The organism is Pseudomonas sp. A1230, assembly GCF_044218825.1.
GTDB classification, from domain to species: Bacteria; Pseudomonadota; Gammaproteobacteria; order Pseudomonadales; family Pseudomonadaceae; genus Aquipseudomonas; species Aquipseudomonas iridis.
The window spans coordinates 58370-74183 of record NZ_CP162582.1; the positions used below are offsets into that span (position 1 = coordinate 58370).

Here is a 15814-nt window from a genome sequence, read left to right on the forward strand (position 1 = left end):
GCACCATGCGCGGCACTGATGATCCTCTATCCAGCCGATCCATGATCGATGCAAAGCCGCGTGCTGCATGGACATTCATCCTTTCGAGCGACAGCGCGAATACCTCCTTGGTGCGCTTATCTGCCCCGTCGCGCGGCAGTAGGGTGAGGCCTTCTGTCACTCACCGGGGAAGACGCATGACAACAAAAACAATGCGCGCCATCTTCACACCGCAGGCGCTGGCAGCCGCGGTGGCTCTGGGTTGCTGTGCCCAGGCGCACGCGGTCGCTTTTAATATCGGAGAAATCGAAGGCACGTTCGATTCGTCGTTGTCGGTCGGTGCGAGTTGGGGCATGCGCGATGCCGACAAGTCGCTGGTCGGTACTGTCAACGGTGGGACCGGGCAATCCTCGACCGGTGATGACGGGCGTTTGAACTTCAAGAAGGGCGAGACCTTCTCGAAAATCGTCAAAGGCATTCACGATCTCGAACTCAAGTACGGCGATACCGGTGTGTTCGTGCGTGGCAAATATTGGTACGACTTCGAACTCAAGGACGAAGACCGCGAGTTCAAGCAGATCAGCGACAGTGGCCGCAAGGAAGGCGCCAAATCATCTGGCGCGCAGATTCTCGATGCATTCGTCTATCACAACTATTCCATCGGCGATCTGCCGGGCACGGTGCGCGCCGGTAAACAAGTGGTCAGTTGGGGCGAAAGTACTTTCATCGGCAACTCAATCAACAGCATCAACCCGATTGACGTGTCGGCATTCCGTCGCCCCGGTGCGGAGATCAAGGAAGGCTTGATTCCGGTGAACATGTTGTTCGGCTCCCAGGGCTTGACTGACCAGTTGAGCATCGAAGGCTTCTATCAACTGGAGTGGGACCAGACCGTTGTCGACAACTGCGGCACGTTCTTCGGCGTCGACGTGGTGGCGGACGGCTGCACCAGCGGCTACACCGTCGGTAACCCGGCGATTGCGCCGTTGGTGCCGTTGACCACCGCGTTTGGCCAGGGCATTCAGGTCACCCGCGAAGGCGTGGTCATCCCGCGTGGCGGCGACCGCGATGCGCGGGATTCCGGGCAGTGGGGCACGGCACTGCGCTGGCTCGGCGACGACACCGAGTACGGCCTCTATTTCATGAACTACCACAGCCGCACGCCAACAGTCGGCACCACCACGGCAGGGCTTTCGACTCTGGCGGCATTGCCGGGCATGGTCGGCATCGCCAACCAGTTGGCACCCGGCAGCGGTTCGGGCCTGGCGCAAAGTGTGATGCTCGGGCGCGGTGGCTACTACCTCGAATACCCGGAAGACATTCGCCTGTACGGCGCGAGTTTCTCTACCACGCTGCCCACCGGCACCGCATGGACCGGCGAGATCAGCTACCGGCCGAACGCTCCGGTGCAAGTCAGCACCAATGACCTGACGCTGGCTTTGCTCAACCCGATCGCCGGCGGAGCAGCTTCGCCGATCGCCACCTCGCCGGGTTCGGACAACACGGGATACCGTCGCAAGGAAGTGACGCAGATCCAGAGCACCCTGACGCACTTCTTCGACCAAGTGCTGGGCGCCCAACGCCTGACTCTGGTCGGTGAAGCGGCGGTGGTGCGGGTCGGTGGTCTGGAGTCGCGCAGCAAGCTGCGTTATGGCCGCGATTCGGTGTACGGCCAGTACGGGTTTGGTGGCGACACGGGCGGCTTCGTCACCTCGACTTCGTGGGGCTATCGCGGCCGCGCCATCCTCGATTACGCCAACGTGATCGGCGGGATCAACCTCAAACCCAACCTGTCGTGGTCCCACGACGTTGCCGGTTACGGCCCCAACGGCCTGTTCAACGAAGGCGCCAAAGCGATCAGCGTCGGCGTCGATGCTGACTACCGCAACACCTACACTGCGAGCCTCAGCTACACCGACTTTTTCGGTGGCGACTACAACGTCCTCGAAGACCGTGACTTCGTCGCTCTGAGCTTCGGCGTGAACTTCTGATCTGCCCGAGAAGGATGAAAGCAATGCGCAAAATGATTCTGCAATGCGGTGTGCTGGCCCTGAGTCTGTTGGCGGCCAACGTGATGGCGGCGGTGTCGCCGGATGAGGCGAACAAACTCGGCACCAGCCTGACCCCGCTCGGCGCCGAGAAGGCCGGCAACGCCGACGGCTCGATCCCGGCATGGACAGGCGGCCTCGCGAAAAACGCCGGAGCGGTGGACAGTAAAGGCTTTCTTGCCGACCCGTTCGCCAATGAAAAACCGCTGTTCACCATCACCGCCGCCAACGTCGATCAGTACAAAAGCAAACTGTCTGAAGGGCAGGTGGCGATGTTCAAACGCTATCCGCAGACCTACAAGATCCCGGTCTATCCGACCCATCGTACCGTCGCCGCACCACCGGAAATCTACGAATCGGCCAAGCGCAGCGCCCTTAACGTCACCACCATCAACGACGGTAACGGCCTGGCCAACTTCACCGGCAATCGCTACTACGCCTTCCCGATTCCGAAGAATGGCGTGGAAGTCTTGTGGAACCACATCACCCGTTATCACGGCGGCAACGTGAAGCGGATCATCACCCAGGTGACGCCGCAAACCAACGGCAGCTACACGCCGATCCGCTTCGAAGAAGAGATCGCCGTGCCGCAACTGATGAAGGATATCGATCCGGAAAAAGCCGCCAACGTGCTGACCTTCTTCAAGCAGTCGGTGACGGCTCCGGCAAGGCTGGCCGGTAACGTGCTGCTGGTGCACGAAACCCTCGATCAGGTGAAGGAACCGCGCCTGGCGTGGATTTACAACGCCGGTCAGCGTCGCGTACGTCGCGCGCCGCAAGTGGCCTACGACGGCCCGGGGACCGCCGCCGATGGCCTGCGCACTTCGGACAACTTCGACATGTTCTCCGGTGCGCCGGATCGTTACGACTGGAAACTGGTCGGCAAAAAGGAAATGTACATTCCGTACAACAGCTACAAACTCGACTCGCCGAAGCTCAAGTACGACGACATCGTCAAGGCCGGGCACATCAATCAGGACCTGACGCGTTATGAGCTGCACCGCGTCTGGGAAGTGATCGGCACGGTCAAGGCGAACGAGCGGCACATCTACGCCAAGCGCCACATGTACATCGACGAGGACAGCTGGCAAGTGGCGCTCGCCGATCACTACGACGGTCGCGGGCAGCTGTGGCGCGTCGCCGAAGGTCACGCTGAGTACTACTACGATCACCAGACTCAGGCCTACACCCTCGAAGCGCTCTACGACATTATTGCCGGCCGCTACATCGCGCTGGGGATGAAGAACGAAGAGAAGCACAGCTATGAATTCGGCTTCGCAGCCAAGGCTGCCGACTACACGCCATCGGCCCTGCGTGCAGAGGGTGTGCGGTAACGGTTCTGATACATCGGCTGAACAACAGGCGACCGCATGGTCGCCTTTTTTATGGCCGCCAATCAGCGTGCTGAATACTTGTCAACAAGCTGTCGGGAGAGGGCTAGGGTGAGCTCACAACTATAAAAAGGCTCATCCGATGACCGCCATGACAGCTTGTCTGGATCGCCCCGGTTTTCTCCCCAGACTGTCCTCCCATCACCAAAAACGCACGCGATTGAGCGAGCCATTGCTGGAATCGGTGGCACGGGTCAGGCTCATCTGTGCGCCCGCCGGCAGCGGCAAGAGCGCGTTGCTCGCCGAGTGCCTGCTTCAGGCGCCGCCACACTGCGAAGTGTGCTGGCTACCGCTGGCGGGTGCCGCAATGAGGGTCGACGAGTTTTGTCTGCGATTGGCACGGGCGTTGGGACTGGCAGAAACAACGGAGTCCGGCCTGGTGGCTGCGCTGAGTCGCTGGTCGTTGCCGACCTGGCTGTTTATCGATGACTACTGTCGGCTGCCGGATCCAGCGCTGGATGCGTTTCTCGACCGCTTGCTGACGGTCAGTAGTCCGGCGCTCACCTGGTGGATCGGCACCCGTCGACGGCCGCAATGCAACTGGCCGCGGCTGTTGCTCGACGACGAACTGTACGAATGCGAATCCCCGACACTGGCCCTGACCCCGGACGAAATCGCCCAGGCGCTGCGACATCTGTTGCCCGAGCAGGCTGACAGTGTTGCTGCACGTATCGTCCAGCGTACCGGCGGTTGGTGCGCCGGGGTGCGCATGGCGTTGCTGCAAAAGTGTGACTGGTCACAAAGTAATCAGCCGCAACAGCGCGTAGATACGCTGCTGGATTATCTGCAACACGAACTCTTCAATAGCCTCACGCCGGAGCTGGCCGAGAACTGGCGGGTACTCGCGCATTTGCCGCGCTTCAATGCCGAGCTGTGTGAGCATCTGTTCGGTGCCGGGGAGGGCGCACAGTGCCTGCGCACGTTGCAAACACTGGGCTGCTTTATCGAACCATGGCACGACTCGGCTGACTGGCTGCAGGTTTTTCCACCGTTGTCGCGGGTGATGCGCGACGAACAATGGCCCGCAGGTCGTTCCTGGCATCGGCGGGCGTGTCAGTGGTTTTCCTGGCGGCAGGATTGGCGTTCGGCCTTCGAGCAAGCCTTGCTCGCCGAAGAACATGAAATCGCCGTCAGCCTGTTGCAGCACTTCAGTTTCGAGCATTTGTTTGAAGAGCAAACCGTGGTCCTGTTACTGCAATTGCATGAGCATCAGGGTGAAGAGTTGACCCTGAGCACGCCGCAGCTGGTCGGTCTGATTACAGCTGCATTGCTCTTCGCCGGTCGTTTTGAACAGGCGGCGCAATGCATCGAGCATTTAGGGCGGTTCATGCCGCAGCCTTCGCCAGCTCATGAGCGGCAATTGATTGCGCGTTGGCAAACGTTGAAAGGCTGGTTACTGCATTTGGAAGGGCGGATGGAGAGCGCTCACGAATACTTTTCGCAAGCGTTGGAGGCACTCGATTTCGATAACTGGATCGCTCGGGTGATGTGTTTGTCAGGGTTGACCCAGCAGGCTTTGTTGCGTGGCGAACTGGACGTCGCCCACGCCCGTAATCGTCAGGCACTGTGTCTGGCTCGGGCGCAAGGCTCGCTGGTTTTCGAAGCTCTGCTGGAGCTTGATCACGGGCAACTGCTCGAACAGCGCGGCGCGGCGCCTCGGGCTGAAAGTCTTTTGGCAGGCGTGCATGATTTACTCGTCCGGCAACCGAACCGCCTGACCCCGCTGTTGGGAAGGATTGCGTTGCGTCGCGGGCGTCTTGCGCTGAGTCAGGGCCAGGATGTCTTGGCGGCGGATTTTTTCCAATCCGGTCTGGACGGTTGCGGGCGCAATCATGACAAGCGTGCCCTCTACGGCTATCTGGGGCTGGCGCAACTGGCTGCCAATCAGGCGGATTACGAGAAAGCGTTCGTCTGGCTGCGTGATGCGGAGCGAATGATGCAGCAACGGCAGATTCCGGACACGGTTTATCGCGGCGTGGTGTTGCAAGTCAGCAGTCTTTTCTGGCTGCAGCAGGGCCGTTATGAGCTGGCGTGCGAGGCGATGACACGCCTGTTACGGCACTATCAAGGAGCGGACGCCTTGCAGGCGCCGCCGGCGACACTCGAGTTGATACCCCGCGTCGAGTACTTGTTGATCCTTGCCGAGGTAGGTTCAGGATCGGCTCGCAATCCGATGGGCCGGTTACAGCGTCTGCTCGAAACGGCGCAGCACTGCAGGATGCTCATTCTGGAAACCGACTTGCATCTGGCGATGGCCGAAGTTGCCTTTTCCCAGGGTGATCAGACTTCGGCGTGCGCCTGCTTACAGCAGGGTCTGGCGCTGGGCCGTCAATATGGGCTGCATCAGGCGTTGCGTGAGCTGCAACTGCGCCACCCGGGGCTGTCGCAAGTACTGGCAAACACGGTTTCCGAGCCGGTCACTGTTGAAGTGGCGAGCGGCAGTGGTTTGCTCAGTCAGCGTGAGCTGGAGGTTTTGCGCTTGATTGCCAGGGGCCATTCCAATCAACAGATTGCAGATGAGCTCTTTATTTCCCTGCACACGGTAAAGACTCACGCCAGGCGGATACACGGAAAACTGGGCGTCGAGCGAAGAACCCAGGCTGTAGCCAGTGCCAAGCTGCTGGGGCTTGAGCTGTAGCAAGGATTATCAAAGAAGCTCTGCAAGAGGACGCGGCGGGCGACAGCAAAACCGGGTTGCTGTAACCCTTCACAAAGTCGCTGACCGGCGGATCGACGCAGGCGCCTACGCGTCAAACCCCATCCGCCAACTCACGGCCCGCGTCGCAGCCAACAATCGCTGCGCCGCCGGGCCGTTTTCGTCGGCATGGAACAACGAAGTCGGGCCGACGATGGTCAGCACCGCCGCAACTTGTCCGACGGCATTGAACACCGGTGCCGACAAGGCATCCACACCCGGCATCAGCAAGCCGTGGACATGATGCAGGCCGCGCGCGCGGATCTGTTCGCACAACGTCGCGTAGGCGGTTTCGTCTTTCAGCGGATGCTCGGCGACGGCGATTTCCCGCTCGCGCAATTCGTCGGTTTCCCGATGCGGCAGGTAGGCGCTGAACACCAGTCCTGTCGAGGAACTGAGCAGCGGCAGCACCGAACCCAATTGCGTGACCACCGTCACTGCTCGCACCGCCGGTTCGATGTGCACCACGGTTGCTCCCTGATTGCCCCACACGGCGAGGAAACAGGTTTCGTTGAGTTCGTCGCGCAGTTCCGACAGGGGCAGGGCGGCGACTTTCAGCACGTCCATACTGTTGAGTGCCGCCAGGCCCACGCGCAGGGCTTCGCGGCCCAGACCGTAGTGGTTGGTCGCCGGGTTTTGTTCGGCGAAGCCGCTGGCAATCAACGCCTGCAAGTAGCGGTGAACCTTGCTCGCCGGCATCTGCACGTGTTCGGCCAGGCGCGACAGCGAGGTGGACGGCGACAACTCGGCCAAAGCCTTGAGGATGTCGGTGCCGACCTCGGCGGAGCGGACTTTCTGTTTGCCGTTACTGTCGCTGGTTTTTTCCATGGTGCGGCCGGTTCCAATACGAATGGGCGTCTTTATAGCTTGACGCTGGATAGCGAGCAAATTACGTTATGCGTAATCGAATTACGATAATAACAACCCCGGCGTGCCGAAACCTCTGAGCCAGAGCGATGGGCCACTGCCGACTCCCTGTTCAGGAGGCTCCATGAACCTCGATTCAACCGCGTCGACGCTGGCTTATCAGTCCGGTTTCGGCAACGAATTCAGCACTGAAGCGTTGCCCGGCGCGCTGCCCGTCGGCCAGAACTCCCCGCAAAAAGCTCCCTATGGCCTGTACACCGAATTGTTTTCCGGCACTGCGTTCACCATGACCCGCAGCGAAGCGCGGCGCACCTGGATGTACCGGATTCAGCCGTCGGCCAATCACCCGGCGTTCGTCAAACTGGAGCGGCAACTGGCCGGTGGGCCTCTGGGTGAAGTAACCCCCAATCGCCTGCGCTGGAATCCGCTGGACATGCCGGCCGAACCGACCGATTTCATCGATGGACTGGTGAGCATGGCGGCCAATTCCGGCGCCGAGAAACCTTCGGGTATCAGCATTTACAACTACGCGGCCAACCGCTCGATGGAGCGGGTGTTTTTCAATGCTGACGGCGAACTGCTGCTGGTGCCGCAACTGGGGCGTCTGCGCATTGCCACCGAGTTGGGCGTGCTGGAAGTCTCGCCGCTGGAAATTGCCGTGCTGCCACGGGGCCTGAAATTCCGCATCGAATTGCTCGACCCGCAAGCGCGCGGCTATCTTGCCGAGAACCATGGCGCGCCGCTGCGCCTGCCGGACCTGGGGCCGATCGGCAGCAACGGTCTGGCCAATCCGCGTGACTTCCTCACCCCGGTCGCCGCTTACGAAAACCTGCAACAACCCACCACGCTGGTGCAGAAATTCCTCGGCCAGTTGTGGGCCACCGAGCTCAATCATTCGCCGCTGAACGTAGTGGCCTGGCACGGTAATAACGTGCCGTATAAATATGATCTGCGCCGATTCAACACCATCGGTACGGTCAGTTTTGATCACCCCGACCCGTCGATCTTCACCGTGTTGACCTCGCCGACCAGCGTGCATGGCCTGGCCAACCTCGACTTCGTGATTTTCCCGCCACGCTGGATGGTGGCCGAGAACACCTTCCGTCCACCGTGGTTCCACCGCAATCTGATGAACGAATTCATGGGCCTGATCCAGGGCGAATACGACGCCAAGGCCGAAGGCTTTGTGCCCGGCGGCGCCTCGCTGCACAGCTGTATGAGTGCTCACGGCCCGGACGGCGAGACCTGCACCAAAGCGATCAACGCCGAGCTTGCACCCGCGAAAATCGACAACACCATGGCCTTCATGTTCGAGACCAGCCAAGTGCTGCGCCCAAGCCGCTTCGCCCTCGACTGCCCACAACTGCAACCCCATTACGACGCTTGCTGGGCCACGTTGCCCGCCACGTTCGACCCGACCCGGAGATAACCCATGACTCAAAATTCCATCACCCGCAGCTGGGTTGCGTCGGCCAACGGCCACGCCGATTTCCCGCTGCAGAACCTGCCACTGGGTGTGTTCAGCATCAACGGTTCAGAACCGCGCAGCGGTGTGGCCATTGGTGACCACATCTTCGATCTGCAAGTTGCCCTTGAAGCGGGCCTGTTCGATGGCGCCGCTCGCAGCGCTGTGGAAGCCACCCGTGGCGGCCAGTTGAATGCCTTCTTCGACCTCGGTCGTGAGGCGCGGGTTGCCCTGCGTGAACGTCTGCTGGAACTGTTCAGCGAAACCAGCACCCAGCGCTGCGACATCGAAGCTCAAGGTGCGAAGCTGCTGCCATTGGCCGCCGATTGCCAGATGCATCTGCCGGCGCGCATCAGCGATTACACCGACTTCTACGTCGGTATCGAGCACGCGCAGAACGTCGGCAAACTGTTCCGTCCGGACAACCCGCTGCTGCCGAACTACAAGCACGTGCCGATCGGCTATCACGGTCGTGCGTCCACCGTGCGTGCGTCCGGCACCGACGTCCGTCGTCCTAAAGGCCAGACCCTGCCGGCCGGTGCTACCGAGCCGACTTTTGGCCCATGCGCGCGTCTGGACTATGAGCTGGAACTGGGCATCTGGATCGGTCAGGGCAACGAGATGGGCGACTCGATCGCCATCGGTGATGCGGCCGAACACATCGCCGGTTTCTGCCTGCTCAACGACTGGTCGGCTCGCGACATCCAGGCCTGGGAATACCAGCCGCTGGGGCCGTTTCTGTCCAAGAGTTTCATCACCAGCGTCTCGCCGTGGGTCGTCACTGCCGAAGCGCTGGAGCCGTTCCGCACCGCACAACCGGCACGTCCGCAAGGCGATCCGCAGCCACTGCCGTACCTGTTCGACAAGCGCGATCAGGACGGCGGTGCATTCGACATCGAACTGGAAGTGCTGCTGCTCACCGAAACCATGCGCGAGCAGAATCTGCCGGCTCATCGCCTGACCCTGAGCAACACCCGCCACATGTACTGGACCGTCGCGCAAATGGTCGCTCATCACAGCGTCAACGGTTGCCAGTTGCAGGCCGGTGACCTGTTCGGTTCGGGCACGCTGTCCGGTCCTGAAAACGGTCAGTTCGGCAGCCTGCTGGAAATCACCGAGGGTGGTAAAAAGCCGATCGAACTGGCGTCCGGCGAAGTGCGCAAATTCCTTGAAGATGGCGACGAAATCATTCTGCGCGCGCGTTGTGCCCGTGACGGTTTCGCCTCGATCGGCTTTGGCGAATGCCGCGGCAAAGTGCTGGCGGCGCGCTGACAGGAGCGGCTCATGGATCTCTACACCTATTACCGCTCGACCTCGTCGTATCGGGTGCGGATCGCACTGGCGCTAAAAGGTCTCGACTATCAGGCGCTGCCGGTCAACTTGATCGCGGCGCCCGGTGGCGAACATCGGCAGCCGGCGTATCTGGCGATCAATCCACAGGGCCGCGTGCCGGCCTTGCGCACCGATGACGGCGAGCTGCTGATCCAGTCACCGGCGATCATCGAGTACCTGGAGGAACGTTATCCACAGGTGCCGCTACTCCCCGAAGACCTCGCTGCCCGCGCGCATGTACGCGGCGTGGCGGCGGTGATCGGTTGCGATGTGCATCCGCTGCACAACGTCAGCGTGCTCAATCGACTGCGGCAGTCGGGGCATGACGAACCGCAGGTCATGGAGTGGATCAGTCATTGGATCAGCCAGGGGCTGACGACGGTGGAACAGTTGATTGGCGATAGCGGATTCTGTTTCGGTGAGTGGCCGTGCGTGGCGGACGTGTACCTGATTCCGCAGTTGTACGCGGCCGAGCGCTTCAATGTTTCGCTTGAGGCTTATCCGCGGATTTGCCGTGTTTGGGCATTGGCGGCCGAACATCCAGCGTTCATCCAGGCTCACCCGTCCAACCAGCCAGATACACCGTAAGCCCCCGTGTGGGAGCGAGCCTGCTCGCGAAGGCTGAGTGTCAGTCTCCATTCATATAGCTGACACGCCGCATTCGCGAGCAGGCTCGCTCCCACAAGGTTCGGCGGTGAAACACCAAAAACCATAAAAACAAAAAGGTACCTCGCGATGCACAACCAGATTGCCAGCTTTCGGGCGGCACTCGACGCCCGTCCTGTGTCCCGATATCAGTGGTTTCTCTTGATCCTGCTCGCCTTGTTGCTGGTCACCGATGGTTATGACGCCCAGGTGCTGGGCTACGTGGTGCCGGCGCTGGCGCAGGATTGGGGTCTGGAAAAATCCGCCTTCGGACCTGTATTCAGTGCCAACCTGCTAGGCCTCACCATTGGCTCCCTCGCAGTGACACCGCTGGCCGACCGTTTTGGTGTGCGGCGAATTCTGCTTGCTTGCGTGCTGATCTACGCCAGTTTGACCCTGCTGATGGTGTTCGCCGACTCCCTCAATTCCCTGATGGTCGCGCGCTTTATCTGCGGCATCGGCATGGGCGGTGCAATGCCTAGCGCGATGGCGCTGATGTCGGATTATTCGCCACCACGTTTGCGCACCTTGATGGTCACACTGGCGGCTTGTGGCTTCTCGTTTGGTGGTGCGGCAGGCGGTTTTGTTGCCGCCGGTTTCATCGATCAGTTCGGTTGGCAGGCCGTGTTCCTCGCGGGCGGTGTGACGCCGCTGCTGCTGTTTCCGTTTCTCTGGTGGGTGCTGCCCGAATCCTTGCCGCGCCTGCTGCGTGATCAGCCACCTTATGCGCGCCTGCGCAGAGTTACCGGGCGAATGTTGCCGGACTGGCAACCTCCGCTGGCCTCGGTCGAACAGAATGAACGCGAGCAGGGCAGTAAACTGACCGTGGTCGAACTGTTCCGCAATGGTTATGCGCGGCCAACCTTACTGATTTGGGCGACGTTCTTCGTCAGCCTGATCTTGTTGTACTTCATGATCAGTTGGTTGCCGTCGCTGCTGCTGGAAAGTGGCCTGAAACTTAACGAAGCCAATCTGGTGACGTCGATGTTCCTGTTCGCCGGCACCCTGGGTGCGATTTGCATGGCCTGGTTCGCCGACCGTTTGAAACGAAAGGTGCGACTGTTGTCCGGCGTGCTTGCAGGCGCTGCGCTGTGCACGATTGTGCTGGGGCTTAACCACGACAATCCGCGTTATCTGGTGGCCTGCGTGTTTGCCGCCGGGTTCTGCATCATTGGCGGGCAACTGACGCTGAACGCTTTCGCCAGTAACTTCTACCCGGCGCATGTGCGCGCCACCGGCACCGGTTGGGCATTGGGTGTGGGGCGATTTGGTTCGATTCTCGGGCCATTGTTCGGCAGCCTGTTGCTGGCGATGCACATTCCGGTGCAGCAGATTTTCTTCTTCTGCGCGATTCCGGCCGTCATCGCCGCACTGCTGATCATCCAGGTTCGTTCGCCCTCGGAAACCGTCGGGCAGCCGGTGGTGGAGCAAGCACTGAAAAGCTGAAGATCAAAAGATCGCAGCCTGCGGCAGCTCCTACATTGGGAAGGTGTACACCCTGTAGGAGCTGCCGAAGGCTCGGGCCGCGATCGGACGATCTTTTGCTGTTAGTGGACGACTGAATTCGGCGGCAGATGCCCGAGTCGTTCGGTCAGGCGCAGCCGTTGGATCGGGTCATCGCTGAGCAACAGCGCATGTTCCAGATCAAACCGCTCGGCGTTCGGGCAGTCGAGCCGCTGATACAGGCTGGCCCGAGCCAGATAATCGGCGGCGCCGGCATCGCCCAGTTCGAGCACGCGTTCGGCGTCAATTAGCGCCGCGATAAAGTCATCCTGAGTCAGGTGAAGCTGGCGCAAATTGCGCGACAGGCGCTGCAGCATCTGCACCGGCGTGGCAGTCAACAAATGCTCGGCATTGAGTTTCATGTTGGGCCCGTACTGGCGCTGCAATAGTTCACGACAGTCGTTGGGGTACAAGCGGCGACCGCCGCACGGATCGAGCAGATGATCGGCACCGGGCACGCGCAACAGGAAGTGCCCGGGGAAGTTGACCCCGACCAGGGGAATCTCCAGACCACGCGCCAGTTCCAGTGCAATCAATGCCAGCGCCAGCGGCTGCCCGCGACGGGTTTGCAAGACTTTATGTATTAAAGCGGCCTGCGGACGGAGCGGGGTGAAGTCATCCATGGCAAAGCCCAAATCATTCATGCGCCGCAATAACGGCTGCGCCAACTCGCTGACTGGCAACATCGGCAAACCGTAGCTGACACGCTGTTGCAGATCCTTGAGCTCCACAAGCAGCGCCTCGGGATCGACCGCTTTTTCGTGCTCGGCGGCCATCCACAGCGCGGCTTCGAACAGCGCGGGCGGTGAACGGTGCAGGCACTCGAAAAAGCGTTGGCGCGGACTCATCGAAATCTCCGTGGAATGCCTCGTTTTAGCCCCGTCCGTGGCATTCGTCCAGTGGCTCGGTGAACAGGTCGAGAGATATGCCGTAAAGCCGTCGTCTGCACGCCTGCTTATTCCGGTGCGCTCCAGCAATTTTCAGGCGCAAGCCTATACTGGCGTTCTACAAGAAGTGATTCGGGAGCCCAACGATGTTTGCGCTCATGCAAAGCACTCGCCTGGAATCGCTGCACCTTAGCGTCGACCCGGCTTGCGGGTTGAAGGCGGTCATTGCCATCCATAACAGCCGCCTGGGCCCAGCCCTGGGCGGGTGTCGTTATCTTGCCTACCCCAACGACGACTCCGCCGTCGAAGACGCCATTCGCCTAGCTCAGGGCATGAGCTACAAGGCCGCGTTGGCGGGTTTGCCGCAGGGCGGTGGGGTTGCGGTCATCGTGCGCCCGATTCATGTTGAAAATCGTGCAGCGCTGTTCGAAGCCTTCGGTCGTTGCATCGACCAGCTCGACGGTCGCTACATCACCGCCATCGACAGCGGCACTTCGGTGGCGGACATGGATTGCATCGCCCAACAGACCCAACACGTCACCAGCACCACCTCGGCCGGCGATCCGGCGCCGCACGCGGCGATGGGTGTGTTCGCCGGCATTCGTGCCACGGCGATGGCGCGCTTGGGCAGTGACAACCTCGAAGGCTTGCGCGTGGCGATTCAGGGCCTGGGCAATGTCGGTTATGCATTGGCCGAGCAACTGCACGCCGCCGGCGCCGAGTTGCTGGTCAGCGACATCGACCACGGCAAGGTGCAACTGGCGATGGAACAGCTTAATGCTCACCCTATCGCCAACGATGCGTTGCTCAGCACGCCGTGCGACATCCTTGCGCCGTGTGGTCTGGGTGGTGTGCTCAATAGCCATTCGGTGGCGCAACTGCGCTGCGCGGCGGTGGCCGGTTCGGCGAACAATCAGCTAACGCATCTGGATGTGGCCGATCAACTGGAACGGCGCGGCATTCTTTATGCGCCGGATTATGTGATCAATGCGGGTGGGCTGATTTACGTCTCGCTGAAACATCGCGGTGAGGAATTGACCACCATTACCGCGCACCTGTCGAAAATCAGCTCGCGGCTGACTGAAGTTTTTGCCCATGCGCAGGCGGAGAAACGTTCACCGGCACGGGTGGCGGATGAGTTGGCGGAAAGAGTTTTGTATCGCTGAGTTTCGCAGGCATGAAAAAGGCCCTGAGCCATTTGACTCAGGGCCTATTCAATTCGGGCATCAACTACTTTGCAGCTTTCGCCGCTTTGGCTGGCTTGACCGGCGCTTCGGCAGATTCTTCTGACTCGGCTTTTTCGACCGGCTCGGCCGGAGCATTGATCAGCTCCGACAGTGCATCAGGCTGGCTCTTGAATGCCCGGGCGAATACATCGCGGTTCTTCGCCATGTAGATCCCGGCTTCTTCCACTTGCTGTTCAGTCAGGGACGGAACGGCTTTTTGCAACACATCGGCCAGATATTCGGCCAGTTCGAGCATTTTGTCATGACGGTCAGCTTCGGCTTTATCCATGAACAAGCGCTCCAGATCTCGGCTGCTGCGGTATACCACTTCGACGGCCATTCACCACCTCACATGCCTTCACATTTAGTTGTCTTTGCGACTACTGTATCTATATACAGCGAAAAGGATAAGCGAATCCCTGCGCTTTGGGTAGTGGCATTTCAATGTAGACCGAATTCAGGGTTTGTCAGTCGAGCCGTGTGGCTGCGATTCGCAAGCAGGCTCACCCCACCTGAGCAGGGCATGTGCGACCAAACGCCACAGCGCGGGTTTTGCGGCACATCGCCATGATGCGTGGCCCTGTTTCTGCATGAAATCAGGCGCGTGCAGAAAACCGTCACGTCCAACACGCATCATCCGCTCGAATCGGGCTAAGGAACATCATCGTGAAAATCAACTGGGCCGAGAAACTGCGGCAACAAGTGCATCAACTGGCCGAGTCCCTGGGCAACCTGTTCGTCGAGACTTTTCACTACCTGGCGCTGTTCGCCATTGGTGCGGTGACCGCGTATGCAGCGGTGATGGAGTTTCTCGGGATGCTCGAAGTCGGGCACATCAAGATCGATGACATTCTGCTGCTGTTCATCTATCTGGAACTGGGGGCGATGGTCGGGATTTATTTCAAGACCAACCACATGCCGGTGCGCTTCCTGATCTACGTGGCGATCACTGCGCTGACGCGACTGCTGATCTCCAATGTCTCGCACCACAATCCGCCGGACATGGGCATCATCTACCTGTGCGGCGGCATTCTGCTGCTGGCATTTTCGATTCTGGTGGTGCGTTACGCGTCGTCGCAATTTCCCTCGGTGAAAATCGAATACCCGCAACGCAAAGTCGGTACGGGTTCGAGTGAGCATCCCGATGTTGAAAAGGGTGAACTTTAAAGACCGGCCGCTGGCCGTGGCTGGCCTTTGATCTGTGGCGGTGGCGGGGTCAGCCCGTCGCCGCTGGTCATGGCTTCGAGAATCGCCATGGCGCTGTGGCCCTGTTCGATGGCGATACCGAACTGAATGCTTTGTACCAGCAGCTTGAGGCGTTTAGGGTCATTGCGCTGTTCGGCGCTGATCATCCGCTTGGCCACGATCCGGCCGCTGTTGGACAGGGTCAGCATGATGCTGCCGTCCAGGCCTTGAATGCTCAGGTTGATCTGATAGTCCGGCGCGAAGGCATCGGTAATGATCTGAAAAGGATTGTCCATGATGCGTCACCGCCTGATTGAACGTGCAGTTGTTGACCGGCCGTCATCGGGTTGGTTCGCCCAACCAGACCATCGGCCATTCCGTGGCCATTTCGCCAAATCGCCTCTGTGTAGGAGCTGCCGAAGGCTGCGATCTTTTGATCTTGATCTTCTGAAGAAAGATCAAAAGATCGCAGCCTTCGGCAGCTCCTACATAGGTAGCAAGGTGCATGCCGGGAAAATTGTCGAACAATGAATCCGGCAACAACAAGGCGAGCACTGGGCTCGCCTTGTTCATTTCTGGTCTATTTTCGGG

13 protein-coding genes and 1 pseudogene are annotated in these 15814 nt (G+C 60.1%); 9 read left to right on the plus strand and 5 right to left on the minus strand.

The annotated features are described in order from the left end of the window. Positions 1-176 precede the first annotated feature (176 nt). The 3 genes from AB4P97_RS00320 (at position 177) to AB4P97_RS00330 (ending at position 6056) form a co-directional block, all read left to right on the plus strand. Positions 177-1970: a DUF1302 domain-containing protein gene (locus AB4P97_RS00320; protein ID WP_047299797.1), complete on the plus strand. Its 1794-nt coding sequence runs from the start codon at positions 177-179 to the stop codon at positions 1968-1970. 23 nt (positions 1971-1993) lie between these two features. After that, positions 1994-3361 carry a DUF1329 domain-containing protein gene (locus AB4P97_RS00325; RefSeq protein ID WP_395601922.1) on the plus strand — a complete coding sequence of 456 codons (1368 nt, stop codon included), beginning with the start codon at positions 1994-1996 and terminating at the stop codon, positions 3359-3361. 139 nt (positions 3362-3500) lie between these two features. Beyond that, positions 3501-6056 (plus strand): LuxR C-terminal-related transcriptional regulator, encoded by a 2556-nt coding sequence (locus AB4P97_RS00330; RefSeq protein ID WP_395601923.1) that lies wholly within the window; start codon positions 3501-3503, stop codon positions 6054-6056. Between the two features lie 105 nt (positions 6057-6161). Here the strand turns inward: AB4P97_RS00330 and AB4P97_RS00335 are convergent, their stop codons facing one another. Next, positions 6162-6941, minus strand: coding sequence for an IclR family transcriptional regulator (locus AB4P97_RS00335; RefSeq protein WP_047299800.1), 780 nt, complete (start codon positions 6939-6941; stop codon positions 6162-6164). Positions 6942-7104: 163 nt separating this feature from the next. On the opposite strand from AB4P97_RS00335, the gene hmgA reads away from it, so the two are divergent. The 4 genes from hmgA (at position 7105) to AB4P97_RS00355 (ending at position 11868) form a co-directional block, all read left to right on the plus strand. Further along, on the plus strand, positions 7105-8409 hold the full coding sequence (gene hmgA / locus AB4P97_RS00340; RefSeq protein WP_395601924.1) for a homogentisate 1,2-dioxygenase: 1305 nt from the start codon (positions 7105-7107) through the stop codon (positions 8407-8409). Between the two features lie 3 nt (positions 8410-8412). After that, positions 8413-9717 (plus strand): fumarylacetoacetase, encoded by a 1305-nt coding sequence (gene fahA, locus AB4P97_RS00345; protein ID WP_395601925.1) that lies wholly within the window; start codon positions 8413-8415, stop codon positions 9715-9717. Positions 9718-9729: 12 nt separating this feature from the next. After that, on the plus strand, positions 9730-10365 hold the full coding sequence (gene maiA, locus AB4P97_RS00350; protein WP_042557713.1) for a maleylacetoacetate isomerase: 636 nt from the start codon (positions 9730-9732) through the stop codon (positions 10363-10365). A 147-nt stretch (positions 10366-10512) separates the two neighbouring features. After that, complete coding sequence (locus tag AB4P97_RS00355; RefSeq protein ID WP_395601926.1) at positions 10513-11868, plus strand: MFS transporter; 1356 nt, start codon at positions 10513-10515, stop codon at positions 11866-11868. Positions 11869-11969: 101 nt separating this feature from the next. Here the strand turns inward: AB4P97_RS00355 and AB4P97_RS00360 are convergent, their stop codons facing one another. Then, a complete protein-coding gene (locus AB4P97_RS00360; protein ID WP_395601927.1) occupies positions 11970-12773 on the minus strand; it encodes a SirB1 family protein in 804 nt (267 codons plus the stop codon). A gap of 185 nt (positions 12774-12958) precedes the next feature. Between AB4P97_RS00360 and AB4P97_RS00365 the strand changes: the two genes are divergently transcribed. Next, positions 12959-13978 carry a Leu/Phe/Val dehydrogenase gene (locus AB4P97_RS00365; protein ID WP_395601928.1) on the plus strand — a complete coding sequence of 340 codons (1020 nt, stop codon included), beginning with the start codon at positions 12959-12961 and terminating at the stop codon, positions 13976-13978. A 145-nt stretch (positions 13979-14123) separates the two neighbouring features. Here the strand turns inward: AB4P97_RS00365 and AB4P97_RS00370 are convergent. Continuing rightward, positions 14124-14378: pseudogene (locus tag AB4P97_RS00370) on the minus strand (YebG family protein); the annotation flags it as partial. 326 nt (positions 14379-14704) lie between these two features. Between AB4P97_RS00370 and AB4P97_RS00375 the strand changes: the two are divergent. Continuing rightward, on the plus strand, positions 14705-15205 hold the full coding sequence (locus AB4P97_RS00375; protein WP_042557718.1) for a phosphate-starvation-inducible protein PsiE: 501 nt from the start codon (positions 14705-14707) through the stop codon (positions 15203-15205). On the opposite strand, the gene AB4P97_RS00380 is transcribed toward AB4P97_RS00375, so the two are convergent. Both AB4P97_RS00380 and AB4P97_RS00385 read right to left on the minus strand, forming a co-directional pair. Continuing rightward, the gene (locus tag AB4P97_RS00380) at positions 15202-15519 is read right to left on the minus strand and encodes a DUF3509 domain-containing protein (RefSeq protein ID WP_042557719.1); all 318 of its coding nucleotides are present in this window, start codon (positions 15517-15519) and stop codon (positions 15202-15204) included. The two genes, AB4P97_RS00375 and AB4P97_RS00380, sit on opposite strands and share 4 nt — an antisense overlap. A gap of 43 nt (positions 15520-15562) precedes the next feature. Next, a complete protein-coding gene (locus AB4P97_RS00385) occupies positions 15563-15796 on the minus strand; it encodes a hypothetical protein (protein ID WP_395601929.1) in 234 nt (77 codons plus the stop codon). Between the last annotated feature and the right edge of the window lie 18 nt (positions 15797-15814).